At 59.6% G+C, this 23,585-nt stretch carries 23 protein-coding genes; 14 read left to right on the top strand and 9 right to left on the bottom strand.

Translation table 11 applies throughout. The annotated features are described in order from the left end of the window. The first annotated feature begins 72 nt into the window (after positions 1-72). The 5 genes from gatB to WA845_RS19780 all read left to right on the top strand — a co-directional run bounded on the left by gatB (position 73) and on the right by WA845_RS19780 (position 3,933). Entirely contained in the window at positions 73-1,578 is a 1,506-nt protein-coding gene (gene gatB, locus WA845_RS19800) for an Asp-tRNA(Asn)/Glu-tRNA(Gln) amidotransferase subunit GatB (protein WP_006698017.1), read from the top strand. 311 nt (positions 1,579-1,889) lie between these two features. Then, the gene (locus WA845_RS19795; protein WP_112554925.1) at positions 1,890-2,387 is read left to right on the top strand and encodes a GNAT family N-acetyltransferase; all 498 of its coding nucleotides are present in this window, start codon (positions 1,890-1,892) and stop codon (positions 2,385-2,387) included. Further along, the gene (locus tag WA845_RS19790; protein WP_044458778.1) at positions 2,384-2,857 is read left to right on the top strand and encodes a GNAT family N-acetyltransferase; all 474 of its coding nucleotides are present in this window, start codon (positions 2,384-2,386) and stop codon (positions 2,855-2,857) included. The genes WA845_RS19795 and WA845_RS19790 overlap by 4 nt, the downstream gene beginning before the upstream one ends. 109 nt (positions 2,858-2,966) lie before the next feature. Then, a complete protein-coding gene (locus tag WA845_RS19785; protein ID WP_112554923.1) occupies positions 2,967-3,365 on the top strand; it encodes an NADH:ubiquinone oxidoreductase subunit NDUFA12 in 399 nt (132 codons plus the stop codon). 130 nt (positions 3,366-3,495) lie between these two features. Continuing rightward, positions 3,496-3,933 (top strand): DUF2155 domain-containing protein, encoded by a 438-nt coding sequence (locus WA845_RS19780; protein ID WP_004441417.1) that lies wholly within the window; start codon positions 3,496-3,498, stop codon positions 3,931-3,933. Between the two features lie 13 nt (positions 3,934-3,946). Here the strand turns inward: WA845_RS19780 and aat are convergent, their stop codons facing one another. The 5 genes from aat to WA845_RS19755 all read right to left on the bottom strand — a co-directional run bounded on the left by aat (position 3,947) and on the right by WA845_RS19755 (position 7,771). Continuing rightward, positions 3,947-4,561 (bottom strand): leucyl/phenylalanyl-tRNA--protein transferase, encoded by a 615-nt coding sequence (aat, locus tag WA845_RS19775; RefSeq protein WP_107339730.1) that lies wholly within the window; start codon positions 4,559-4,561, stop codon positions 3,947-3,949. 6 nt (positions 4,562-4,567) lie between these two features. After that, positions 4,568-5,914, bottom strand: a complete 1,347-nt coding sequence (gene accC / locus WA845_RS19770) for an acetyl-CoA carboxylase biotin carboxylase subunit (RefSeq protein ID WP_107339729.1) — start codon at positions 5,912-5,914, stop codon at positions 4,568-4,570. A 12-nt stretch (positions 5,915-5,926) separates the two neighbouring features. After that, complete coding sequence (gene accB / locus WA845_RS19765) at positions 5,927-6,415, bottom strand: acetyl-CoA carboxylase biotin carboxyl carrier protein (RefSeq protein WP_004441427.1); 489 nt, start codon at positions 6,413-6,415, stop codon at positions 5,927-5,929. Positions 6,416-6,440: 25 nt separating this feature from the next. Next, complete coding sequence (gene aroQ / locus WA845_RS19760; protein ID WP_004441429.1) at positions 6,441-6,878, bottom strand: type II 3-dehydroquinate dehydratase; 438 nt, start codon at positions 6,876-6,878, stop codon at positions 6,441-6,443. 125 nt (positions 6,879-7,003) lie between these two features. Next, positions 7,004-7,771, bottom strand: a complete 768-nt coding sequence (locus WA845_RS19755) for a DsbA family protein (RefSeq protein ID WP_037089103.1) — start codon at positions 7,769-7,771, stop codon at positions 7,004-7,006. A gap of 173 nt (positions 7,772-7,944) precedes the next feature. On the opposite strand from WA845_RS19755, the gene WA845_RS19750 reads away from it, so the two are divergent. Then, a complete protein-coding gene (locus tag WA845_RS19750) occupies positions 7,945-9,102 on the top strand; it encodes a pyridoxal phosphate-dependent aminotransferase (RefSeq protein ID WP_006698022.1) in 1,158 nt (385 codons plus the stop codon). Between the two features lie 23 nt (positions 9,103-9,125). On the opposite strand, the gene WA845_RS19745 is transcribed toward WA845_RS19750, so the two are convergent. Beyond that, positions 9,126-9,809, bottom strand: a complete 684-nt coding sequence (locus WA845_RS19745; RefSeq protein WP_042935937.1) for an ArsR/SmtB family transcription factor — start codon at positions 9,807-9,809, stop codon at positions 9,126-9,128. Between the two features lie 74 nt (positions 9,810-9,883). Between WA845_RS19745 and WA845_RS19740 the strand changes: the two genes are divergently transcribed. The 3 genes from WA845_RS19740 (at position 9,884) to WA845_RS19730 (ending at position 11,418) form a co-directional block, all read left to right on the top strand. Continuing rightward, a complete protein-coding gene (locus WA845_RS19740; protein ID WP_004441442.1) occupies positions 9,884-10,210 on the top strand; it encodes an NIPSNAP family protein in 327 nt (108 codons plus the stop codon). Beyond that, positions 10,207-10,569, top strand: a complete 363-nt coding sequence (locus WA845_RS19735; protein WP_006698024.1) for an antibiotic biosynthesis monooxygenase family protein — start codon at positions 10,207-10,209, stop codon at positions 10,567-10,569. The genes WA845_RS19740 and WA845_RS19735 overlap by 4 nt, the downstream gene beginning before the upstream one ends. Positions 10,570-10,713: 144 nt before the next feature. Then, a complete protein-coding gene (locus WA845_RS19730; protein WP_004441449.1) occupies positions 10,714-11,418 on the top strand; it encodes an SDR family oxidoreductase in 705 nt (234 codons plus the stop codon). 226 nt (positions 11,419-11,644) lie between these two features. Here the strand turns inward: WA845_RS19730 and WA845_RS19725 are convergent, their stop codons facing one another. Next, positions 11,645-14,539, bottom strand: a complete 2,895-nt coding sequence (locus WA845_RS19725; RefSeq protein ID WP_112554919.1) for an Rne/Rng family ribonuclease — start codon at positions 14,537-14,539, stop codon at positions 11,645-11,647. 645 nt (positions 14,540-15,184) lie between these two features. Between WA845_RS19725 and WA845_RS19720 the strand changes: the two genes are divergently transcribed. From WA845_RS19720 to WA845_RS19705, 4 genes are all read left to right on the top strand, one after another. Next, the gene (locus WA845_RS19720) at positions 15,185-16,444 is read left to right on the top strand and encodes an N-acetylmuramoyl-L-alanine amidase (RefSeq protein ID WP_042935939.1); all 1,260 of its coding nucleotides are present in this window, start codon (positions 15,185-15,187) and stop codon (positions 16,442-16,444) included. Positions 16,445-16,769: 325 nt separating this feature from the next. Further along, a complete protein-coding gene (locus tag WA845_RS19715; RefSeq protein ID WP_112554917.1) occupies positions 16,770-19,217 on the top strand; it encodes a penicillin-binding protein 1A in 2,448 nt (815 codons plus the stop codon). A 98-nt stretch (positions 19,218-19,315) separates the two neighbouring features. Continuing rightward, positions 19,316-20,447 (top strand): peptide chain release factor 2 gene (gene prfB, locus WA845_RS19710; protein WP_004441463.1). Its coding sequence is split into 2 segments (ribosomal slippage): positions 19,316-19,384 and positions 19,386-20,447, totalling 1,131 coding nucleotides; the frame shifts between segments, so codons are not numbered across the junction. A gap of 75 nt (positions 20,448-20,522) precedes the next feature. After that, positions 20,523-21,005, top strand: a complete 483-nt coding sequence (locus WA845_RS19705) for a cysteine hydrolase family protein (protein WP_112554915.1) — start codon at positions 20,523-20,525, stop codon at positions 21,003-21,005. A 25-nt stretch (positions 21,006-21,030) separates the two neighbouring features. Here WA845_RS19705 and WA845_RS19700 read toward each other — a convergent pair whose 3' ends face one another. Together WA845_RS19700 and WA845_RS19695 are read right to left on the bottom strand one after the other, a co-directional pair. Next, positions 21,031-21,531, bottom strand: coding sequence for a hypothetical protein (locus WA845_RS19700; RefSeq protein WP_112554913.1), 501 nt, complete (start codon positions 21,529-21,531; stop codon positions 21,031-21,033). Between the two features lie 20 nt (positions 21,532-21,551). After that, positions 21,552-22,325, bottom strand: a complete 774-nt coding sequence (locus WA845_RS19695; RefSeq protein WP_004441471.1) for an NAD kinase — start codon at positions 22,323-22,325, stop codon at positions 21,552-21,554. Between the two features lie 307 nt (positions 22,326-22,632). Here WA845_RS19695 and WA845_RS19690 point away from each other — a divergent pair, with 307 nt between their 5' ends. Continuing rightward, positions 22,633-23,550, top strand: coding sequence for a PhzF family phenazine biosynthesis protein (locus tag WA845_RS19690; protein ID WP_112555128.1), 918 nt, complete (start codon positions 22,633-22,635; stop codon positions 23,548-23,550). Positions 23,551-23,585: the final 35 nt, after the last annotated feature.

Genomic DNA, 23,585 nt, shown 5'->3' with positions numbered 1-23,585 from the left:
AAGATGTCTTGCGCCAGCGCTTCATTTGTTCTACCCACCAAGGCCAAAGAACCCGTATATCGTGAGCTTCAGATGACCCTTGTAGACGTGCGCACCCCCGACCCGAAACGCTTCATTCCCGGCGCCACCGGCGATTGGGAAATCGTGATCGGCATGGAGGTGCATGCGCAGGTTCTCTCCAATTCCAAGCTGTTCTCCGGCGCCTCCACCACTTTCGGCAACGCGCCGAATTCCAACGTGTCGCTGGTCGATGCCGCCATGCCAGGCATGCTGCCCGTTATCAACGAGGAATGCGTGAAGCAGGCGGTGCGCACCGGTCTCGGCCTCAAGGCAAAGATCAACAACCGCTCGATTTTCGACCGCAAGAACTACTTCTATCCGGATTTGCCGCAGGGCTACCAGATTTCGCAGTTCAAGGATCCGATCGTCGGTGAAGGCACCATCACCATTTCGCTTGGTCCCGACCGCCAGGGTAATTTCGAGGATATCGAGATTGGCATCGAGCGCCTGCATCTGGAGCAGGACGCCGGCAAGTCGATGCACGACCAGCACCCGACCATGTCCTTCGTGGACCTGAACCGTTCGGGCGTGGCGCTAATGGAAATCGTTTCCAAGCCGGACATGCGTTCGTCGGATGAGGCGAAGGCCTATCTCACCAAGCTGCGCTCCATCGTGCGTTACCTTGGCACCTGCGACGGCAACATGGACGAAGGCTCCATGCGCGCCGACGTCAACGTCTCCGTGCGCCGTCCGGGCGAAGGCTTCGGCACGCGCTGCGAGATCAAGAACGTCAACTCCATCCGCTTCGTCGGCCAGGCGATTGAATATGAGGCGCGTCGCCAGATCGCCATTCTGGAAGATGGCGGCGTCATCGATCAGGAAACCCGCCTGTTCGATCCCGGCAAGGGCGAGACGCGCTCCATGCGCTCCAAGGAAGATGCGCATGATTATCGCTATTTCCCCGATCCGGACCTGCTGCCGCTCGAATTCGATGATGCTTTCGTTGAGGCACTGAAGGTCGATCTGCCGGAACTGCCTGATGACAAAAAGGCTCGTTTCGTGGCTGATCTCGGTCTCTCGGTCTACGACGCCTCGATTCTGGTCTCAGAAAAGGCGATTGCCGATTATTACGAAGCCGTCGCCGCCGGACGCGATCCAAAGGCTGCCGCCAACTGGGTCATCAACGACCTGCTCGGCGCCCTGAACAAGTCTGGCAAGGACATCGAGACGACGCCGGTGTCGCCCGAACAGCTCGGCGGCATCATCGATCTGATCAAGGCCGAGACCATCTCCGGCAAGATCGCCAAGGACCTGTTTGAAATCGTCTGGAACGAGGGCGGCAATCCGGCTGAAATCGTCGAGGCCCGCGGCATGAAGCAGGTGACCGATACGGGCGCCATCGAAAAGGCCGTCGACGAGATCATCGCCGCCAACCCGGATCAGGTCGAGAAGGTCAAGGCGAAGCCAACGCTCGCCGGCTGGTTCGTCGGCCAGGTCATGAAGGCGACGGGCGGCAAAGCCAACCCGCAGGCGGTGCAGGCGCTGGTGAAAGCGAAGCTCGGTATCGAGGAAGAGTAAGCGACGGCTGCCTCCCGCTCGAGTAACGGCAGAGGGTCTCCGTCATCCCGGCCTTGAGCCGGGATCCAGCCAGCCCAAGTCCTTGGGCTGAAAAGACTCTTTTCACCGCGCAGACGCGAGTCGGCTGGATGCCGGATCATCCTCGGGCTTGTTCCGGGGACCGGCATGACGGAAGTAATGGTTTTAGTCCGGATTATTCCGATTAAGCCACACGGTGGGGCAAACCAGAGGATGACGTCCAGCAAGGGCGACTGACATCACTTCTGCCGGGATCAACGCCCGGCATTTCTGTTTCAAGACGGAGCCAGATCATGTTTTTCATCCGCACAGCCAGCCTGCGTGACATCGAGCCAGTCCGGGCGCTGCTCGCGACGACATGGCACGCGACCTATGACGCAATCTACGGCGCGGATAAGGTCAACCAGCTGATCGCAGCCTGGCATTCGCCGCAGGCCATGAAAGACCGCGTCGAAAAGAAAGGCGGCGAGTTCCTTGTCGCCGATGACGGCAAGCGGATCGGCGGCATGGCTTACGGCTCCATGTCGGCCAAGATGGCGAAGACGGCGCTGTTGCACCAGCTTTACGTGGCGCCCGATTTACAGCGGCAGGGTGTCGGCCGCGATCTCTTCGCAGAGCTAGAAACCTGCTTTCCCGACGCGGAAATCATGCGGCTTGAGGTTGAGTCCAAAAATACTGTCGCAATCAACTTCTATGAAGGCGTCGGATTTGTCGAGGTGGACCGAATCGAGCGCATGGCGGGTATCGAGGGGCTGCCCGGCATCGTGATGGAAAAGAGCCTGACCCGATGAACGCGACCCTGGAAAATCTGATAATTCGAACGGCCCGTGAAGACGATCTGCCGGCGCTCGCCGCCATTTTTGCCGCTGACGAGATCGGCGGCCACGGCGATACGGCGGACGAATCGGCACAGCCCGATTATCTTGCCGCCTTCCGGGCGATCGAGGCGTCGCCGAGCGAAACGCTTTACGTCGCCGAACTGGATGGCGAGGTGGTCGGCACCTTTCAGACGGCGATCCTCACCAAGCTCGTCGGGCGAGGGGCCAAGTCTATGGTCATCGAAGCGGTGCAGACACGGGCCGACATGCGCGGTCGCGGCATCGGCGCGGTGATGATCAACTATTGTCTTGATGAAGCCCGCCGTCAGGGCCTGAAAGCCGCGCAGCTCACCTCCAACATGGCCCGGCTGGACGCGCACCGCTTCTACGAGCGGCTGGGTTTCGAGAAGCGGCATCTAGGCTTCAGGATGAAGCTGAAATAGCACGGATATATCTTGAAATGCTGGACAATTGGCGTGAGGGGCGGCATAAGCATGTCTTGTGCCGTGCACGGAAAATCGCTGCGGCGCATTCAAGCCTGAGGAACGTAGAATGAAGACTCTCCTGACGCAAATCTTCACCTGGTGGAACGGCCAGACGATCGGAACGCGGTTTCACACCTGGCGTTTCGGCAAGAAGGTGGGGCAGGACGAGTTGGGTAACACCTATTACGAAGGCGGCACCACCTCCTGGGGCATGCCGCGCCGCTGGGTGATCTATAACGGCTACGCTGAGGCCTCTGCCATTCCGCCCGGCTGGCATGGCTGGATGCACTATCGCACCGACGTTCCGCCGAGCCAGGAAAGCTACGTTGCGCGCGAGTGGCAGAAGCCGCATCAGCCAAACCTCACAGGCTCGTACAAGGCCTATCGCCCTCAGGGCTCGCTGGCTGTGGCCGGGGAGCGCCCGCGTGTGACCGGCGACTACGACGCCTGGACACCCGGCAACTGAGCTATCGCGATGCGCGGTGTTGTGCAAAACGCCGCGCATGCATCCGGCCTCACCGGTTTTTGCCACATTCCGCCCTTAGGCGTTGATCCGGTCGGCGTCCCGACACAGGCAAATTTTGGAGACACATCGTATGAGGAAAATCACGCGGGACCGTTCTTTGCGTGCGCTGACGGTGACGCTGTTCGCGGCGGTTTCTGCTGCCTTCCTCATCTCGCCCGTCTCCGCCGCCCGGCTTGAAAACCGCGTAGCGGTCTTTTCCGGCATCGACAAGATCACGGGCCGCATCACGTCCTTCGATGTCTATATCGATGAGACGGTGCAGTTCGGCGCGCTTCAGGTCACGCCGAAGGTCTGTTACTCGCGCGACCAGACGGAAGCGCAGAAGATCGATGCATTTGTCGAAGTGGATGAAATCACCCTCGACCGTAAAATCCGTCGCATCTTCACCGGCTGGATGTTCGCCGACAGCCCCGGCCTCAACGCCGTGGAACACCCGATCTATGACGTATGGCTGACGGGTTGCAAACAGGACTCGGAAGTGCCTGCTCCCTCTACGGCAAGCAAATAACCCAAGGTAACGACTAGAATTGCAGACTCGGCCGATTGACGGCGACGTCGAGCATTTTCGCATATTCAAGCTTCGGCACATCGATGGCGCCGAACGTTTTCAAATGCTCCGTGGTGAATTGAGTATCGAGCAGCACGAAGCCGCTTGCTTTTAATCTCTCCACCAGATGCACGAGGCAAATCTTCGATGCATTGGTGCGACGGGAGAACATGCTTTCACCGAAGAATGCCGCTCCCAGCGAAACGCCGTAGAGTCCGCCGACAAGCTCCTTGCCTTCCCAGGCCTCGACGCTATGGGCATGGCCGATCTGATGCAGTTCGCTATAAAGCCTGCGAATGGTGGCGTTGATCCAGGTACTTGGCCTGTCCGGTGCCTCTGCGGCGCAGCCCGACATGACAGCCTCGAAAGCGGTGTTGAAGCGTATGTCGAATGGCTTCTTGCGCATCGCTTTGGCGAGGCTTTTGGAAATGTGGAAGGAATTGAGCGGGATGATACCGCGCACTTCCGGCTCGACCCAGAAAAGCTCGGGATCGTCAGCCGAATCGGCCATCGGGAACAGGCCGGCGGAATAGGCGCGCAGCAGGATATCGACCGTTATGTCGTTATTTCTGCTGCGCCGCCCAGCCATATCGTCTTAGTGAGACGCGTCACCGGCCAGATATTTTTCCAGCCAGTGAATATCATAATCGCCCCTCAGGATATCCTCATTCTGAAGAAGATCCTGGAAAAGCGGCAGCGTGGTCTTGATGCCGTCGACGACGAATTCGTCGAGCGCCCGACGCAGGCGGCGAATGCATTCGTCACGGTCGCGTCCGTGAACGATGAGCTTGCCGATCATGCTGTCGTAATAGGGCGGGATCTTGTAGCCCTGATAGGCGCCCGAATCGACGCGCACACCAAGGCCGCCCGGCGTGTGGAAATAGGTCAGCGTGCCAGGCGAGGGAACGAAGGTGCGCGGGTCTTCGGCATTGATACGGCATTCGATGGCGTGGCCATGGAATTCGATATCGGCCTGCGTGACCGAGAGGCCCTGACCCGACGCGACGCGGATCTGTTCCTGCACGAGATCCATGCCGGTAATCGCTTCCGTGACCGGATGCTCCACCTGCAGACGCGTGTTCATTTCGATGAAATAGAACTCGCCGTTTTCGTAAAGGAACTCGATGGTGCCGGCACCGCGATATTTCAGCTTGCGCATGGCGCTCGCGCAAATCTCGCCGATCTTCATGCGCTGTTCAACCGTCAGAGCCGGAGAGTTGGCTTCTTCCAGCACCTTCTGGTGGCGACGCTGCAACGAGCAATCGCGCTCTCCGAGATGAATGGCATTGCCTTCACCGTCGCCGAACACCTGCACTTCGATATGGCGTGGCTTGCCGAGGTATTTTTCCATGTAGACGGCGTCGTTGCCGAATGCTGCTGCCGCTTCGGAGCGGGCAGTCGCAACGGCCTCTTCCAGATCGGCCTCGGTCTTCGCCACCTTCATGCCGCGACCACCGCCGCCGGCGGTTGCCTTGATGAGGACCGGAAAGCCGATCGTGCGTGCGATTTCCAGCGCGTTCTCAGGCTTCACTTCGCCATCGGAGCCGGGAACCACGGGAATGCCAAGTTCCTGCGCCGTCTGCTTGGCGGTGATCTTGTCGCCCATGATGCGGATATGCTCGGCGGTCGGCCCGATGAAGGTGATACCGTGCGCGTCAAGGATATCGGCAAATTTGGCGTTTTCCGACAGGAAGCCGTAGCCGGGGTGAACGGCGTCCGCACCTGTTATTTCGCAGGCCGCAACGATCTGGTGGATATTGAGGTAGCTGTCACGCGAAGGCGGCGGGCCGATGCATACGCTTTCGTCGGCGAGGCGCACATGCATGGCGTCCGCGTCCGCCGTGGAATGCACGGCGACGGTGGGAATGCCAAGCTCCTTGGCGGCGCGCAGGACGCGCAGCGCAATTTCGCCGCGGTTGGCTATGAGGATCTTCGAAACCATGCTGAACCGCCTTTATTCGATGACCACGAGGGCTTCGCCATACTCCACGGGCTGTGCGTCGTTGACGATGATTTCCACGACCTTGCCGGACTTCGGAGCCGGGATCTGGTTCATGGTCTTCATGGCCTCGACGATGAGAAGTGTCTGGCCTTCCTTGACGGTTGCGCCGACTTCGATGAAGGGGCGGGCGCCAGGGGCTGGCGAGAGATAGACGGTGCCAACCATGGGCGAAGACACGGTGTTTGCCGGGTTGCGTGCCGGTGCAGCGGCTGCTGCCGGTGCAGCAGGGGCCGCGATTGCCGGCGCGGCGGGCGCTGCTGCGGGAGCCGGTGCGTAAGCGGGCGGTGCTGCGGCATAAACCGTGGCTGCGGGAGCGGCGCGCGAAACGCGGATGCGCAGGTCATCCTGCTCCACTTCGATTTCCGAAAGGTCGGTATCGTTGAGGATATTCGCGAGTTCGCGGATCAGTTCCTTGTCGATACCCTGTTTCTTTTCAGACATGACAAACCCTATTCTTTGTTTCTTTTTATGCCGTGATGTTTTTCAGCGCGTGAAGCGCCATGACGTATCCATATGGTCCGAAACCACAGACCATGCCCTTCGCTGCCGGTGAGACCATCGATTTGTGGCGGAACTCTTCCCGGGCGTGGATGTTGGAAATGTGCACTTCCACGACGGGCGTGGAAATCGCGCGAATGGCGTCGTGCAACGCGATAGAGGTGTGGCTGTAAGCGCCGGGATTGATGACGACACCCGCCGCCCTTTCTCCCGCCTCATGCAACCAGTCCACGAGCACGCCTTCGTGGTTGGACTGGCGGAATTCCACTGCGAAACCGAGATCGGCACCGGCTTGAAGACAATCATTCTCGATGTCCTTCAGCGTCTTGCCACCATAGATACCCGGCTCCCTTTTTCCCAGCATGTTGAGATTGGGGCCGTTGATGACGATGATGATGTTGCTCATTCACGTTTCCATACGAAAATCAGCGACACCTATAGACTGCGCAGCCGCCAAGGAAAAGCCCCTGCAAGCCGTAAACCGGCCGTCAGGCCGGCATCTCACAGGGAATGCACTTGCTTTTTTAGCAATCAGGAGCAGGTAGCTTTACCGCAGCTGCGCATATTGGCGATTTTCTCCTTCAGCGGGTCGGCACCGACGGCGCCGAAAACCGCCTCGTCGCCGACGATATAAGACGGCGTTCCCGTGATGCCGAGGCTGTTTGCCAGCTTGTAGGTTTCCTGCACCTGCGCATCATTGGGGTTTTCCGCCATCGACTTGCGGATATCGGCTTCCTTGAGGCCGAGCGAGGTCGCGACTTCCATCGCGCTGTCCTCATTCGCCCGTCCGCGAGCGCCGAGGAGCGTGCGCTGGAACTCCGGATATTTGGCAGGCGCCAGCAACTTTACGGCATTGGAGACGCGGTGGGCGGCAACCGATTCCGGTCCGAGGATCGGGAATTCCTTGAGCACGACGCGTATTTTCTTGTCGCTCTTCAGGATGTTGTCCATGTCTCCCATGGCGCGTTTGCAATAACCGCAGTTGTAATCGAAGAACTCAACGAGTGTGACGTCGCCATCGGGATTGCCGAGTGCCAGATCGAATTTCGATTCGAAGATCGCCTTTTTGTTGTCGGCGACCGCCTCTGCCGCCTTGGCGTTGCGCGCCGCATATTGCTTGCGCTCAAGCGCATCCTGAACCTCAAGCATGATCTCCGGGTTCTCGATCAGATACTGCTTGATGAACTCGCCCATTTCCTTCTTCTGCTGCTCATCGAGCGCATGCGCGGGCAGGGAGGCGAATACCGCTGAAAGGGCCGTCACGCTGGCAAGAAGGGTGGAACGGAGAAAATGCGCCATATCGGTCCTCATTCTGTGCGGCCGGAGCCTCTTGAAATCTTATGAAGGCAATTACCTTACTTTAAGCCAAATGCCATACGGCAAAAATACTTGTCCGCATTATGGTCGCATGATTGTGAAGATTGTGATTCTGCGGCAAGTCTCTGAAATACGGTTCAGGAAAGAGCATGCCCTTGATTACGATGTCGAAGCGGAGCGCAGTCGAACCCTTTCACGCCATGGATATTCTGGCGGAGGCAAACAGGCGCAGGCAGGCGGGCCGCCCCGTCATTTCCATGGCGGTCGGCCAGCCCTCCCATCCCGCACCGAAGGCGTCGCTGGCAGCGGCTCAAGAGGCGCTGAAACATGGGCGGATCGGTTATACCGATGCGCTCGGCCTGCGCGAACTGCGGGAGGCGATTGCCGGCCATTACCGGTTGCGTCACCAGGTCGCGATCGATCCGGCTCGTATCGCCGTGACAACGGGCTCGTCAGCGGCCTTCAATCTTGCCTTTCTCAGCCTTTTCGACGCGGGCGATCATGTCGCGATCGCGAGGCCCGGTTATCCGGCCTATCGCAATATCCTGAAGGCTCTCGGCCTCAACGTCGTGGAAGTGCCGGTCACGGCTGAAACCGGCTACACGCTGACGCCGGCAAGTCTGGAGCGTGCGGAAACGAAAGCGGGCTGCAAGCTGAAGGGCGTTCTGCTGGCAAGCCCGGCCAATCCGACCGGCACCGTCACAGGCCGCGAGGCGCTGAAGCGGCTTGCGACCTATTGCGAAAGCCGCGACATGGCCTTCATTTCCGATGAGATTTACCACGGCCTTACCTTCGTCGGCGAAGAGACGAGCGCACTCGAAATCACCGACAATGCGGTGGTCATCAATTCCTTCTCCAAATATTATTGCATGACGGGCTGGCGCATCGGTTGGATGGTCTTGCCGGAAAACCTCGTCCGTCCGGTCGAGTGTCTGGCCCAGAGCCTTTATATTTCCCCGCCTGAACTGTCGCAGCTTGCGGCGACCGCAGCCTTTTCGGCGGCCGAGGAACTGGATGTCTATCGGGAGAGCTATCGCACCAATCGCGATTTCCTGATGGCGCGACTGCCGGAAATAGGCCTGCCGCTGGCATCCCCCATGGATGGCGCGTTTTATGCCTATGTCGATACCAGCCGTTTTTCCAATGACAGCATGGATTTCGCAAAGCGTATGCTGGCAGAAATCGACGTGGCAGCGACACCAGGCATGGATTTCGACCCGGAGGAAGGCCACAGGGCGCTGCGGATTTCTTATGCGGGTTCCGTGTCTGACATTGCCGAGGCCGTTGGGCGTATAGCCGGCTGGCTGAAATAACCGGGTATCATACGCTGGGGAGATCAGGCGGGCGTGCAGCCAAAGGTGCTGTTGAACGCCTTTTCACCCTTGGCAGTAAAGGTCAGCACACGGCCGTTTCCGCGCCGCAACCAGTCGCGCTGCTGCATCGCTTCAAGAAGCGATGCGCCAAGCCCGCCGCCGAGGTGATGCCGGCGTTCGCTCCAGTCCAGGCAATGCAGGCAGACCGGGCGGCGGGCCTTTTCGAGCGGCGAAAGGTCTATGCCGAAGTTCGAGAAGAAGTCGCGTCCGCTCTCCGTTAAGGCAGGATCATCACCTAACGTCAGGAGACCCTTTGCGGTAATGGCGGCAAGCAGTGCCACGCCGCTTTCCCCGGCCAGATGATCGTAGCAGATGCGCGCCTCACGAAGCGCCTTGTCCTTCGGCCCGGTGCGCACACGTACCGCGCCAGTGCGTTGGGCAAGCCCCATCAACGCTTCCAGAACCTGCGCCACATCCTCATCGGAGAGGCGGAAATATCGATGTCGACCCTGTTTTTCCGCTTTCAGCAATTGTGCGTCCGAGAGCTTTGACAGGTGACCGCTGGCAGTTTGCAGGGTCACACCCGCGGCTTCCGCGAGCTCGCTCGCTGTCAGCGCGCGCCCGTCCATCAGCGCCGTCAAGATGTTGGCGCGGGCAGGATCGCCGATAAGGGCGGCAACATTGGCAATCACGGGTCCGTCTTTCATGCTTCGATGGTAACCGAAGCATCGAGGCATGGCAATGGCGTAGAAGGGAGAGGCAGAACATGAGGAGACAAACGATGCTGACCTGTTTCATCCGCTACGAGATCGATCCTTTCAAGGTCGATGCCTTCGAACGCTATGCCCGCAACTGGGGAGAGGCGATCCCGCGTTGCGGGGCTGATCTGATCGGTTATTACGCGCCGAAGGAGGGATCGAGCACCATTGCCTACGGTGTCTACAACATCGAAAACCTCGCCGCGTACGAAGCCTATAGGGCGCGGCTCGCCGCCGATCCGGCCGGGCAGGAAAATTATGAATTCGCGCGCCGCGAACAATTCATCCGTCGCGAGGACCGACTGTTTCTGCGCCTCGCATCCGCCCCCCACGCGGGAGCCGGACGATGATCGCCGTGATTTTTGAGGTCTGGCCAGCTGCAGGCGAGAAGCAACATTATCTGGATATAGCCGCCGGCCTGCGGGCAGAACTTGAAACCATCGACGGTTTCCTCTCCGTCGAGCGGTTTCAGAGCATCGGCAATCCCGAAAAGATGCTCTCCTTGTCGTTCTTCCGTGATGAGGAGGCGGTGAAGGCGTGGCGTAACACCCTGCCTCATCGCGCCGCCCAGTCGCTCGGCCGGACTGGCGTCTTCTCCGATTACAGGTTGCGTATCGCGCATGTGATGCGTGACTATGGTTTGCAGGAGAGGGAGGAAGCACCGGCGGATAGCCGGTCTGCTCACCCAACGGGTGTCGGCCCGGGCTGACGCATCAGCATCAATTTTTCTGCATGCCTCGACAAGCCTTTCTGGTTCGAACTCGTCTTGGAAACCCGTTAAAGATGAGACAGTTTAAGCTGAAGAAGGACCGCCATACGGGCTGTCCGTCAGACCTGGAATGGGAGAAAAGCGATGTCGGCAGAAAAAGTGGCGGTGGTGACGGCAGGCGGCAGCGGCATGGGAGCTGCCGTTGCGAAACGCCTGGCCGCGGATGGTTACAAGCTCGCTATCCTGTCGTCTTCTGGCAAGGGAGAGGCGCTGGCGAAAGAGTTGGGCGGCATCGGCGTTACCGGTTCCAACCAGTCCAATGAAGACCTGCAACGGCTGACGGATCTGGCGCTTGAGAGATTCGGCCGTATCGACGTGCTGGTGAACAGCGCCGGCCATGGCCCGCGCGCCGCCATCCTCGATATTACCGACGAACAATGGCATACCGGGCTCGATGTCTACCTCATGAACGTCATTCGCCCGACGCGCATCATCGCCCCGGTCATGGTAAGGCAGAGGGCGGGCGCGATCGTCAACATCTCGACTGCCTGGGCTTTCGAACCGAGCAGTATGTTCCCCACATCCGCCGTGTTCCGCGCCGGCCTTGCCTCCTACACCAAGATTTTTGCCGATACCTATGCCGCAGACAATGTCCGCATGAACAATGTCCTTCCCGGCTGGATCGACAGCCTGCCGGCGACGGAAGAACGCCGCGAAAGCGTTCCGATGCAGCGTTACGGCAAGAGCGAAGAGATCGCCGCCACAGTGGCATTTCTCGCATCTGAGGGGGCAGGGTATATTACCGGCCAGAATATCCGCGTGGATGGTGGTCTCACGCGGTCCGTCTGACGGTTGGCCTCTCCCGCGCCTCATCCCGTGCCTGTTAAAGGGATCCAGCCAGCCCAGGTCCTTGGGCTGAAAGGGCGCTCCCGCCGCGAGCATGCGTTGACTGCGTTCCTGACAAGCATGGAATGAGGAAATGTCAGTGGCCCTAAAAGGGCCCGTTCTTTGCACCGATAAAAGAAAACGCCCGCAACATCGTTGCGGGCGTCTTTTATCCAAAATGTAGCTTCTCTCAGAAGAAGCCGCGGCGCTGCCACCAGCCGCCCTTGCGCGGCTTCGGCTCATCGCCATCGGGATTGGGAGACGACGATGTAACCACCGGCTCCGAAGTCGAAACATTGCTGCCCCTGTTCGCGCGGACCTTTTCTTCGCTCGCCGGTGCTTCCGCCTGCGGAGCGACATCGGCCGACGCTTCGCCTGCTTCTTCAACAGCGACATCCACGACAGTTTCCTCAACGATCACCGGCTCCACCGTTTCAACGGCTTCGGCCTTCGGCGCTTCTTCGGTTTCCGTCTTGGCCTTCGCCTTGCGGGTACGGCGCGGCTTCTTCGGAGCTTCCTCTTCCACGACGTCGGCAACGACACCTTCCACCACTTCGGCTGCGGTCGCCTCTTCGGTTACCGGTGCCTCAGTTACAGGCGCTTCGTCGCTTTCGCTTTCGCCTTCGTCCTCAGCGCCGGAAGCGTCGAGAGCTTCGTCCTCTGCACGATTGCGGCGACCGCCACGCTTCCCGCGGCGACGGCGCTTGCGCTTGCTTTCCTCTTCGGAGGTTACAGCTTCCGCAGTGCCGTTTTCGGTCTCAACGCCATTGTCATCGGTGTCGATCCCGTCGTCATCACCCTCGGCATCGTCGCCGTCAGCGTCGTTGCCGGAACCGGCCTCAAGCGGGCCGTTCTGGTCGTTCTGACCGCCCTTGCCACGACGGCGGCGACGGCGCTTGCGCTTGCGCTTGCCTTCTTCGCCATTGTCGCCCTGCTGCTGCTGACGGGGCTGGGCGCTTTCGGTCTTGACGATTTCTTCCTCGTCTTCGTCCTCTTCCACCTCGGCGACAAAATCGTCTTCTTCTTCCACGAAGTTCGGCAGCATCTGGATGAGGCTTTCGATCCTCACGGGATTTTCGACGGCTTCACCGCGATCGATGGCGAAATGCTGGGCGCCGACGCCGGAGTCGGCGGCAATGATGATCGACACGCCAAAGCGGCCTTCATAATCGACAATCGTGCCGCGCTTGTGGTTGAGCAGATAGAGCGCCGTTTCCGGCGTGCAACGCACGGTGATGTTGTGGGTGGTGTTGCGCAGCAGATATTCCTCGACGCCACGCAGCACATGCAGCGCTATGGAGGATTCCGAACGCACATGACCCGTGCCGCCGCAATGCTGGCAGACCTGCGTGGTCGATTCCAGCACCGAAGCGCGAATGCGCTGGCGCGACATTTCCAGAAGACCGAAATGCGAGATGCGGCCGACCTGGATGCGCGCACGGTCGTTCTTAAGGCAGTCCTTGAGCTTCTTCTCGACGGCGCGGTTGTTGCGCTTTTCTTCCATGTCGATGAAGTCGATGACGACAAGACCGGCAAGGTCGCGCAGACGCAGCTGGCGTGCCACTTCTTCCGCAGCTTCCAGGTTGGTCGTCAGCGCGGTTTCCTCGATGGAATGCTCGCGTGTCGAACGGCCGGAGTTGACGTCGATGGAGACCAGCGCTTCGGTCTGGTTGATGATGAGGTAGCCACCGGACTTCAGCGTCACCTGGGGCTGCAGCATGCGGTCGAGCTGCGCTTCGATGCCGGAGCGCGAGAAGATCGGGTGAATGTCGCGGTAAGGCTGAACAACCTTGGCGTGGCTCGGCATCAGCATCTTCATGAAGTCTTTCGCTTCACGATAGCCTTCTTCGCCGGAAACGATGATCTCGCTGATATCCTTGTTATAGAGATCGCGGATCGAACGCTTGATCAGCGAGCCTTCCTCGTAAACGAGGCAGGGAGCCGTGGAATTCAGCGTCAGCGTGCGGACGTTTTCCCACAGGCGCATCAGATATTCAAAGTCGCGCTTGATTTCGACGCGGGTGCGGTTGGCGCCTGCGGTGCGCAGAATGACGCCCATACCCTGCGGCACTTCCAGATCGCGCGCGATTTCTTTCAGACGCTTGCGGTCGGTCGGCTGGGTGATCTTGCGGGAAATACCGCCGCCACGCGCCGTATTCGGCATCAGCACGGAGTAACGGCCGGCCAGCGACAGATAGGTGGTGAGTGCAGCACCCTTGTTGCCGCGCTCTTCCTTGGCCACCTGCACGAGAAGGATCTGGCGGCGCTTGATGACTTCCTGGATGCGGTATTGTTTGCGCGGCTTGCGGGCAACGCGATCCGGAACTTCTTCCATGGCGTCTTCGGCGCCGACGGATTCGATCACTTCCTTTTCGTGATGATCGTCATCGTCGTCGTCATCATCGTCATTGCCGCGGCGAAGACCTTCGACTTCCTCGGAAATCGTGTCTGTATCGACCATCGCGGCCATTTCACCGCCGGTGCTGCCGTCGTCTTCGGAAGACGCGTCTGCTGCCTCGGCTGCGATTTCTTCGGCAGTCTTCTTCTTGGCGCGGGGGCGGCGAACGCGCTTCTTCGGCTTTTCTTCCTCAGCCGGCGCTTCTTCCGCGACGACCTCGATGGCCGCTTCTTCGGAAACCGCTTCCACGACGGGTGCAGCTTCTTCCGTCCCAACGGTCTCGGTGGTTTCGCTTGCGGAAACAATGCCGACATCCGGCTGATCCACCTGCGAAAGGTCGATCATCGGGGCGGCGGGCTCAGGCGCATCGGCCGATTCAAAATCGTCGCTGCGGCGATGATCCTCGGCTTCCGCTTTCAGCAGGGCCTGACGATCAGCGAGCGGGATCTGGTAATAATCCGGATGGATTTCCGCGAAAGCGAGAAAGCCGTGACGGTTTCCACCGTAATCCACGAAGGCCGCCTGGAGGGAGGGCTCAACGCGGGTGACCTTGGCAAGGTAGATATTGCCGCGGATCTGTTTTTTGTGTTCCGATTCAAAATCGAATTCTTCGATCCGGTTCCCACGGACAACGACTACGCGTGTCTCCTCTTCGTGGGAGGCGTCGATAAGCATTTTGTCTGCCATGTAAGCTGTGCTCCTCGGCGCAGCCTTGTTTTATACGAGAACAGGCCCGCCACACGGACGAGCCTTTCATATGAGTGCAAGGATGTGCCGGAAATGAAGTCTCCTGCCGGGCGTCTGTAAACTGGCAGCATCCGGACCGACGGCGAGGCGCTTGGCCTGCTCCTGGTATCCGGTTCATGTGAAAACTGCTGCGACATCATTGGCCAGGCGGAACGACAATAATATATAGACCCCTTGGGGTCCGATGAATTTGCTCTCCTCAGAGCGGCGGTGGCAGCGCCACCGGGTAGGTCTCCGGCCACGGCCGGAATTGATCGAGTTTCAGGATAAATGTAACGACGGCAGATGATTGCCCGATTTGCAGCGCCAGCGTCTTTTTCGATTGGCAGCCGGCGGGCATCTATCCCGTCAACACTTTTAACCCTCATCCATGTTGTATGTTTTCTCTGTCATAATAGCAATAGGCTGGCTAAATATGCCATATTGTTGGTGGAATTTCCGGGTTAACAATTGGTTCACCAAGGCCTGCGATGGTGAGGCGCAAACGCGCAAATTGTCGTCCGGCGTGGTTGAAACGGCACCGTTCCGGGTGTTTTACCGCGCCGGTTATCGAAAATGATTGAAATACGGAATTTCTTGAAGACCATGAATTTCACGCGCAGCGCAACGAAATCAGGTGGGGCAGGGTGGATTGGCGCGCGAATCGCGCGGCTTGCGGCTGTCGTGACATTGTCTGCCGTCGCCTCGGTTTCCGTCGTTCCGGCCGTCCAGGCCACGGAGCCGCTCGTCGCGCATCAGGCCCGCATCATCGGCGATGAGGCGCGCACGCGCATCGTTCTCGATTTTGCCGAGGAGCCGGAGTTCGACGTTCACTATCTCGATTCGCCCGCCCGCATCGTCGTGGACTTCCCGGCGGTGAATTTCAGCTTTCCCGCATCCGATCTCAGGCCGACCGGCCTTTTTTCCGATATTCGCTTCGGCGGAATGGGGGAAAACAGCGCCCGTATCGTGCTGACGGCGAAGAAGCCGGTGCGAGTGGCGGTCGCTGAAACGAAAAAGGCCGATGACGGGCAATCCTTCCGTTTCGTCCTCGATACGGAGATTACCACCAAGGGCAAGTTCGCCGAACTTGTGAAGGAGCAGCAGTGGCAGGCGCCAGCGCCCGTTACCACCGCCGCGATTTCTCCCGCGGACAAGACTTCCCGCCCGGCGGAATTCGTCATCGCGGTCGACGCCGGTCATGGAGGCATCGATGCCGGCGCCTCAGGTGGCACGACAGGCACCGAGGAAAAGGTCATCACCTTGATGTTCGCGAAGGAGCTCGCGGAGCGCCTGAACCGCGAGCCCGGCATAAAGGCCTTCCTGACGCGTGATTCCGATACATTTCTTGCCTTGTCCGAACGCGTGACGATCGCGCGGCAGAACAACGCCAATCTTTTCATCTCCCTGCATGCCGATACACTGAAACAGAAGGGCATACGCGGCGCGACCGTCTATACTTTGTCCGATCGCGCGTCGGACCGTATGGCGCAGGAATTGGCGGAGCGTGAAAACAAGTCCGACCAGATCGCCGGTGTCGCCGTTTCCAGCGAGCCGCCGGAAGTCGCCGATATTCTCCTCGATTTCACGCGCCGGGAAACCCAGGCGTTCTCGGTGACACTCGCCGAAAACATCGTTTCTTCCTTCGAGGGGCAGGTTGGCCTCATCAACAATCCACATCGTTACGCCGGTTTCATGGTGTTGCGCGCCCATGACGTGCCATCGGTGCTTCTCGAGCTTGGTTTCCTTTCCAATCCTGACGACGAGAAGCTGCTTCTCGATGCGGAATGGCGCAAGAAGGTGGCCGATACGCTGGCAACAGCCGTCGGGCGATACCGTTCGAAGGCTCTGGCGAACGGTGGCTGAAGGGAAATGCGCCGCGTCGGCCGAGCTGTTGCCGCGTTGCCATTGATCGCTAAAAATGCTGTTCAATTCGGGACCTTGCGGATGAATAACGGGGCCGAGCCCTATTTTACTCACATTCGCCGCGTTACTCGGAACTCGGATTCGGTGGCGGTCCGCAAAGCGTTGGCGCGGAGTTGCGGGCTGGTGGCCCGGTAACATATCAGCGAATGCTGCCTTATCCGGCTTGTCATCGAAGGTATGGTGTGCAAAACGGCACGCGATATGCAAAGATGCGCCCGTTTCCTCGGGCGTGGATGGTTACGATTCGAATTATCGGTAGCTTGGTATGATCAGACTGATTGGATATTTTTTCGGCTTGGCCAGCGTGCTTTTCCTGTGCGCCGCCGCCGCCGGTGCGATTTATTTGCACGGCGTGACGAAGGACCTGCCGGATTACGCAGTTCTGAGCACCTATGAACCGCCGGTCACGACCCGCGTGCATGCGGGCAATGGTGCGCTTATGGCGGAATATGCCCATGAGAAGCGCCTGTTCCTGCCGATCCAGGCGATTCCCGACCGGGTGAAGGCGGCCTTCCTGTCCGCGGAAGACAAGAATTTTTACAATCACCCCGGCGTCGATGTATGGGGCCTCGGCCGTGCCATTCTCGTCAATATCCAGAATTTCGGCTCCGGCCGCCGTCCGGTGGGCGCATCCACCATCACCCAGCAGGTCGCGAAGAACTTCCTGCTGACAAACGACCAGACCATCGACCGCAAGCTCAAGGAAGCCATTCTTTCCTTCCGCATCGAGCAGACCTATTCCAAGGACAAGATTCTTGAGCTTTATCTCAATGAGATCTTCTTCGGCCTGAATTCCTACGGCATCGCCGGCGCGGCGCTCACCTATTTCAACAAATCGGTGACGGAACTGACCATTGCGGAAACCGCCTATCTGGCGTCGCTGCCGAAAGGTCCGGCCAATTACCACCCGATCCGCCGCGAAAGGGCGGCTCTCGAGCGTCGCGACTGGGTGATCGACCGCATGGCCGAAAACGGCTATATCACGGCCTCCGACGCCGCAGACGCCAAGAAACAGCCGCTCGGAGTGAACCTGCGCCGCGGTGGCGCACATATCTTTGCGTCCGACTACTTTGCCGAAGAAGTCCGCCGCCAGATCGTTGAGAAATACGGCGAGGAAGCACTTCTCGAAGGCGGCCTTTCCGTTCGCACTTCCTTTGATCCCCAGATTCAGATGGAGGCCCGCAAGGCGCTTCAGGATGGTCTGGTGCAGTATGATGAGCGTCGCGGTTTCCGTGGACCCATCGAAAAGATCGAGACGGCCGGCGACTGGACGGCTGCGCTTTCCAAGGTCAAGGGCTTGAGAGACGTTCCGGAATGGAAGGTCGCGGTCGTGCTTGCGGTTGCCGCAGATGGTGTCGATATCGGCATCCAGGCCGACCCCGATGCGGAAGATGGCGACAAGCGCACGCGCGGTCACATCTCTGCGGAGAACATGCGCTGGGCCTATCGTGACGCGGCAGGCAAGAAAGCCACCGCCAAGTCTCCGGTTGGCGTCCTGACAGTCGGTGACGTCATCTATGCGCAACCGCTTTCCAGCTCCGGAAATGAATATCGGCTGCGGCAGCCGCCCAAGGTCCAGGGTGGTATGGTGGTGATGGACCCGCATACCGGCCGCGTTCTGGCCATGGTCGGCGGTTTCTCCTATGCGCAATCGGAGTTCAACCGCTCGACGCAGGCGATGCGTCAGCCCGGTTCCTCGTTCAAGCCGTTCATCTATGCAGCGGCGCTCGACAATGGCTATACGCCCGCATCGGTTATTCTTGATGCGCCCATTGAGGTGGTGTCGGGCGGCCAGGTCTGGAAACCGCAGAATTACGGCGGCGGTTCTGCAGGTCCCTCGACCCTGCGCCTCGGCATCGAAAAGTCCCGTAACCTCATGACCGTGCGTCTGGCGCAGGACATGGGCATGAATCTGGTGGCGGAATATGCCGAACGCTTCGGCATCTACGACAAGATGCCGCCGCTTCTCTCCATGTCGCTCGGTTCTGGTGAAACCACCGTGATGCGTATGGTTTCGGCCTATTCGGTCATCGCCAATGGTGGCAAGCAGATCAAGCCGACGCTGATTGACCGCATTCAGGACCGTTACGGCAAGACGATATTCCGCCATGAGGAGCGCGCCTGCGAAGGTTGCAACGCTACCAGCTGGCAGAACCAGGATGAGCCTGTGATCGTCGACAACCGCGAACAGGTTCTGGACCCGATGACCGCTTATCAGACCACCTCCATGCTGGAAGGTGTCGTGCAGCGCGGTACGGCCGCAGGCAAGATCAAGGTCGATCTGCCGGTTGCCGGCAAGACGGGTACCACCAATGATGAAAAGGATGCCTGGTTCGTCGGTTACACGCCGGACATGGTTGCCGGCCTGTACATTGGTTTCGACTCGCCCGCACCGCTCGGTCGCGGTGGTACCGGCGGCTCGCTTTCTGCGCCGATTTTCGGTGAATTCATCGCCGATGCGGCCAAGCATCTCCAGCCGAGCAAGTTCATCGTGCCTGCAGGCATGAACTTCGTTGCCGTCAACCGCAAGACCGGTATGGCGGCAGCGGAAGGCGAACCGGACACGATCATGGAAGCCTTTAAGCCCGGCACAGGCCCGGCCGATAGCTTCTCGGTCATCGGTGCTGAAGGCTACATGTCGCAGGAAGATATTCTGAAGACCTCGCCTCAGGCGCAGCAGGCCATCACCGGCGGTGGCGGCGGCCTTTATTGACATCAGCCATGACGTTTGGCGGGGGCGCGGGTCTTTACATCCGCGCCCCCCGCATTTATTTGAGCAACGAGTTTCAATGAAGGTGAAGAACCAGCGAAATGCGCAATGAAATCGTGAACGTAGTCGACGAAATCAAGCAGGCCATAAGCCTGCTGAGGAGGCATCTTTGACTGGGACCAGGCGATAAGACGACTGGACTGGTTGAACAACAAGGCAGAGGATCCGACCCTCTGGAACGATGCAGCAGAGGCGCAGAAGTTGATGCGCGAGCGCCAGCAGCTCGATGACAGCATCAATGGCGTCAAGGCGCTGGAGCAGCAGCTCCGGGACAATATCGAGCTGATCGAACTCGGCGAGATGGAGGGCGATGATGAAATCGTCAAGGACGCCGAAGACGCGCTGAAGGCGTTGAAGAGCGAGGCAAACCGCCGTCAGGTGGAAGCCATGCTCTCAGGCGAGGCCGACGGCAATGATACCTATCTCGAAGTGCACTCCGGCGCTGGCGGCACCGAAAGCCAGGACTGGGCGAACATGCTGCTGCGCATGTATACCCGCTGGGCCGACCGTGAAGGTTTCAAGGTCGAGGTTCTGGAAGTCCACGATGGCGAAGAAGCTGGCATCAAGTCCGCGACGATCCTCGTCAAGGGACATAATGCCTTTGGCTGGCTGAAGACGGAATCGGGCGTGCATCGCCTCGTCCGCATTTCGCCGTATGACAGCAACGCGCGTCGCCACACGTCGTTCTCTTCCGTCTGGGTTTACCCCGTCGTCGACGATTCGATCCAGATCGATATCAATGAAAGCGATTGCCGCATCGATACCTATCGTTCGTCCGGTGCGGGTGGTCAGCACGTCAACACCACGGACTCGGCCGTGCGCATCACGCACATTCCGACCGGTATTGCCGTCGCCTGCCAGCAGGAACGCTCCCAGCACAAGAACCGCGCCAAGGCGTGGGACATGCTGCGTGCCCGCCTTTATGAGGTGGAGCTGCAGAAGCGGGAAGAAGCGGCCAATGCGCAGGCGGCATCCAAGACCGATATCGGTTGGGGCCACCAGATTCGCTCCTACGTCCTGCAGCCTTACCAGCTGGTGAAGGATCTGCGTACCGGCGTGGAAAGCACGGCGCCCGGCAACGTGCTGGATGGCGACCTGAACGAATTCATGGAAGCCGCTCTTGCCCACCGCATCAGCGGCGGTGCGGATGTGGACGTGGCGGATATCGACTGAGGCCCCAGGCGCGTCGATCGAAAAAGATCACCCCTCGCGAACCCATTGCGAGGGGTTTTTCATTGGAGGAGATGCATGAATCAGGCGCTCTATATCGTCGACATCCAGCCGAGCTTCAATCCTCCGGCAACGCTGGTTGCCGAGATATCCAGTCTCGCGCAGACCATGCCCAGCCTCGCCACTGTCGAACGCCATGACGAAAGCGTGACGCCATTTGAACGCCAACTGGGCTGGAAGCCGGGCAGGGACGATGAGTCGCTGGTGGTTGCCGATCGCATCTTCATCAAACATGGCTATGCGCCGCCACGGGAGGCCATCGACTATCTTCTGTCGCTGAAGCTCGACCGCGTGCTGGTCTGCGGCATCCAGGCCGATACCTGTGTTCTGGCTGCCGGTTTTGCGCTCTTCGATGCGGGACTTCATCCCACGCTTCTGCCGTGGCTGACGGTCGGCTCGAGTCTCGACCGCAGCGGCGAACTGGGCGCGCGCTTGTGGAAGCATCATTTCGGTGCAGTTCTGCATGGCCCTCATGAGTTGAACACCCAGACTATTGCATGACGAATGCCCACCGGCCAATCACGGGCTAGTTCGAAGCCTTCTCGACCTTCATCTCACCCAGCTCGTCGATCAGGATCGTCCAGCTTTCCGCTTCCTTGCTCATCGGATCGGTCTTGAGATAAACCGTCACGAAAAGGCCAGGCGAGGCGGGCGCTCCGTTCGAGCTTTCGGGACGAATATCCGTGACATAGGACTTCATCTGACTGAATTCCTCGAGCTCGATATTTTCGAGAAGATTCGGCCCCTCGGCGGTAAAGGCGATGCGCTGCAGATAAATTTTCGCCGTACCATCGCCCTGGCGTATGGCGATGACCTTGTAATAGCCGCGCGTTGGTGAGGCAGGTGGGGGCCGCAGCTGCCCGTCAGGCCCCTTCACCGGCTCAAGATTGCGATCTTCCCACATGCCGCTGCTGGTGACAAAGATCGCCGAAACCGGCAGCGCGTCAATCGCTTCCGTCTGCGCCCGCGCCGGAAGCGCGGCGGCGGCGAAAAGGCAGGCTGCGATGAGGGTTCTTGTCAGTTGCATGGCATTGTCGATCGTTGGCTTCAGTTGTTGAACTGTTCGGCGAGGACCCGGTCCGACCACGAACGGTCCGGATCCGAGAGAATTCTGGCCGTCCTGTCCTGCGATTGTGCGATCCGTACATGACGAACGGATTTCACCTCGGTGTGGTCGGCCACCGCGTTCACCGGGCGCTTGTCGCGTTCGAGAACATGAATGTCGACCGTGACCTTATTCGGCAAAAGCGCGCCGCGCCAGCGCCGCGGACGGAAAGCGCTGACCGGCGTCAGCGCAAGCAGCGGCGATTCCAGCGGCAGAATCGGTCCATGGGCGGAAAAATTATACGCCGTAGACCCTGCTGGCGTCGCCACCATCATGCCGTCGCAGATCAGCTCTTCCAGTCGAACCTTGCCGTCCACCTCGACCCGAAGCTTGGCAGCCTGATGCGATTGGCGGAACAGGCTGACTTCGTTCATGGCGAGCGCCGTAAACTCGTCGCCGTCGGAATCCGTCGTCGTCATGCGCAGGGGGTGGAAATCGTTGCCGCTTGCCACCGCAATGCGTTCGATGAGGCCTTCCACCCGGTAATCGTTCATCAGGAAGCCGACCGAGCCCCGGTTCATGCCGTAGACACGCTTGCCGGAATTCATCGTCTCGTTGAGAATCTGCAGCATGAATCCGTCACCGCCGAGAGCCACGATGACGTCCGCTTCGTCAAACGGAGTATTGCCATAAGCGCTTTTCAGCTCTTCCAGCGCCGCCTGCGCCTCCGCAGTCGCGGAGGCTACGAAGGATAGTGAATAGGTAGAATGCGACATCCGCTTCCCTCGACAACGGCGAAGACCGGGATCCGGCCTGCGACTGCAATGTAACCTGTTGAAGCGGTTCGCAATCTTCGAAAGTCGTTCAAGACCTCCGGTCGCAAGCCGCAAGACGCACCCTTGGTACATGAAGACGACCGCTGGCGACAAGGCCTTTCGGGCGGGGAGACGTTCTCCCGGCCATGCCATTGAATCGCGCCGTTCCACAGCTTCTTGATTTCCTGTCGCAACAAGGGTTGCGGTGTAAGGCGGCCTGATGCAGTTTGCGCAAGGCAGACGAGGTTTCGAATGGCAGGAGACGGGTGTGGCGCTGCACTACAATATCTATGATGTGTTTACCGAGACGAAAATGGCGGGAAACCCGCTGGCGGTAATGTATGACGCCGATGACCTCGATCAGGGGACGATGCAGGCCATCGCCCGGGAGATGAATCTCTCCGAGACCGTTTTCATCAATCGCTCCAGCAACCCTGCGCACGCGGCTTCCCTGCGCATATTCACACCCTCGGGTGAATTGCCTTTCGCCGGACATCCGACCGTCGGCGCCGCAGTAGCGATTGCCGAGCGCAATCGAGGGGATGGCGATGACGACATCGATATGGTCTGCGTACTCGAGGAGAAGGTGGGGCCCGTGCGCTGCGCGGTGAAAATGCGCGCCGGCGCCGTCAGCTTTGCGGAGTTCGATCTGCCGCGCAGATCTTCAAGGGTGGACCTGCCCCTCGATCATGCCGCCCTGGCCGATGCGCTGGGTGTCAGCGAAGGCCATCTCGGTTTTGAAAATCATGTGCCATCGATCTGGACGGCCGGCGTGCCTTTCCTGCTGGTGCCGATGCATAATATCGCCGCAGTGCGTGATATGGATTTCGACTCCGGTCTGTGGCTGCGCACCGCACCGCTGGTTGAGGGGCTGCTGACGGCGGCCTATATTTACTGTCGCGGCGGTGTCAATCACGCCGCAAAGTTCCATGCCCGTATGTTCTCCCCGGATATGGGCATTGCCGAAGACCCCGCAACCGGCTCGGCCGCCGCCGCGCTTTCCGGCGCCATCCACCATTTCGACGGGCTGACTGACGGACATTATCCGCTTCTGATCGAGCAGGGGGTGGAGATGGAAAGACCGTCTCACATCCACCTGCGCATGGACATCAAGGACGGCGAAATCGGCCGCGCCCGCATCGGCGGCCACGCGGTGCGGGTTGCATCAGGCACGTTCGAAATTTGATGCAGGCCATACTGGTCAAATGCCCAGCGTGAAAG

It is taken from the genome of Agrobacterium sp. CMT1 (assembly GCF_037203725.1).
Lineage (GTDB): Bacteria > Pseudomonadota > Alphaproteobacteria > Rhizobiales > Rhizobiaceae > Agrobacterium > Agrobacterium pusense.
Note: the sequence above shows the minus strand (reverse complement) of the source record. Positions and strands in the feature narration are given on the sequence as shown.

Coding starts and splice junctions, on each gene's coding strand:
- WA845_RS19715 (WP_112554917.1), top strand. CDS start 16,770: ATGATCAGACTGATTGGATATTTTTTCGGCTTGGCCAGCGTGCTTTTC.
- WA845_RS19725 (WP_112554919.1), bottom strand. CDS start 14,539: ATGGCAGACAAAATGCTTATCGACGCCTCCCACGAAGAGGAGACACGC.
- WA845_RS19705 (WP_112554915.1), top strand. CDS start 20,523: ATGAATCAGGCGCTCTATATCGTCGACATCCAGCCGAGCTTCAATCCT.
- WA845_RS19780 (WP_004441417.1), top strand. CDS start 3,496: ATGAGGAAAATCACGCGGGACCGTTCTTTGCGTGCGCTGACGGTGACG.
- aat (WP_107339730.1), bottom strand. CDS start 4,561: ATGGCTGGGCGGCGCAGCAGAAATAACGACATAACGGTCGATATCCTG.
- aroQ (WP_004441429.1), bottom strand. CDS start 6,878: ATGAGCAACATCATCATCGTCATCAACGGCCCCAATCTCAACATGCTG.
- WA845_RS19720 (WP_042935939.1), top strand. CDS start 15,185: ATGAATTTCACGCGCAGCGCAACGAAATCAGGTGGGGCAGGGTGGATT.
- WA845_RS19785 (WP_112554923.1), top strand. CDS start 2,967: ATGAAGACTCTCCTGACGCAAATCTTCACCTGGTGGAACGGCCAGACG.
- WA845_RS19700 (WP_112554913.1), bottom strand. CDS start 21,531: ATGCAACTGACAAGAACCCTCATCGCAGCCTGCCTTTTCGCCGCCGCC.
- WA845_RS19735 (WP_006698024.1), top strand. CDS start 10,207: ATGATCGCCGTGATTTTTGAGGTCTGGCCAGCTGCAGGCGAGAAGCAA.
- gatB (WP_006698017.1), top strand. CDS start 73: ATGACCCTTGTAGACGTGCGCACCCCCGACCCGAAACGCTTCATTCCC.
- WA845_RS19695 (WP_004441471.1), bottom strand. CDS start 22,325: ATGTCGCATTCTACCTATTCACTATCCTTCGTAGCCTCCGCGACTGCG.
- accB (WP_004441427.1), bottom strand. CDS start 6,415: ATGTCTGAAAAGAAACAGGGTATCGACAAGGAACTGATCCGCGAACTC.
- accC (WP_107339729.1), bottom strand. CDS start 5,914: ATGGTTTCGAAGATCCTCATAGCCAACCGCGGCGAAATTGCGCTGCGC.
- WA845_RS19745 (WP_042935937.1), bottom strand. CDS start 9,809: ATGAAAGACGGACCCGTGATTGCCAATGTTGCCGCCCTTATCGGCGAT.
- WA845_RS19795 (WP_112554925.1), top strand. CDS start 1,890: ATGTTTTTCATCCGCACAGCCAGCCTGCGTGACATCGAGCCAGTCCGG.
- WA845_RS19790 (WP_044458778.1), top strand. CDS start 2,384: ATGAACGCGACCCTGGAAAATCTGATAATTCGAACGGCCCGTGAAGAC.
- WA845_RS19740 (WP_004441442.1), top strand. CDS start 9,884: ATGCTGACCTGTTTCATCCGCTACGAGATCGATCCTTTCAAGGTCGAT.
- WA845_RS19755 (WP_037089103.1), bottom strand. CDS start 7,771: ATGGCGCATTTTCTCCGTTCCACCCTTCTTGCCAGCGTGACGGCCCTT.
- WA845_RS19730 (WP_004441449.1), top strand. CDS start 10,714: ATGTCGGCAGAAAAAGTGGCGGTGGTGACGGCAGGCGGCAGCGGCATG.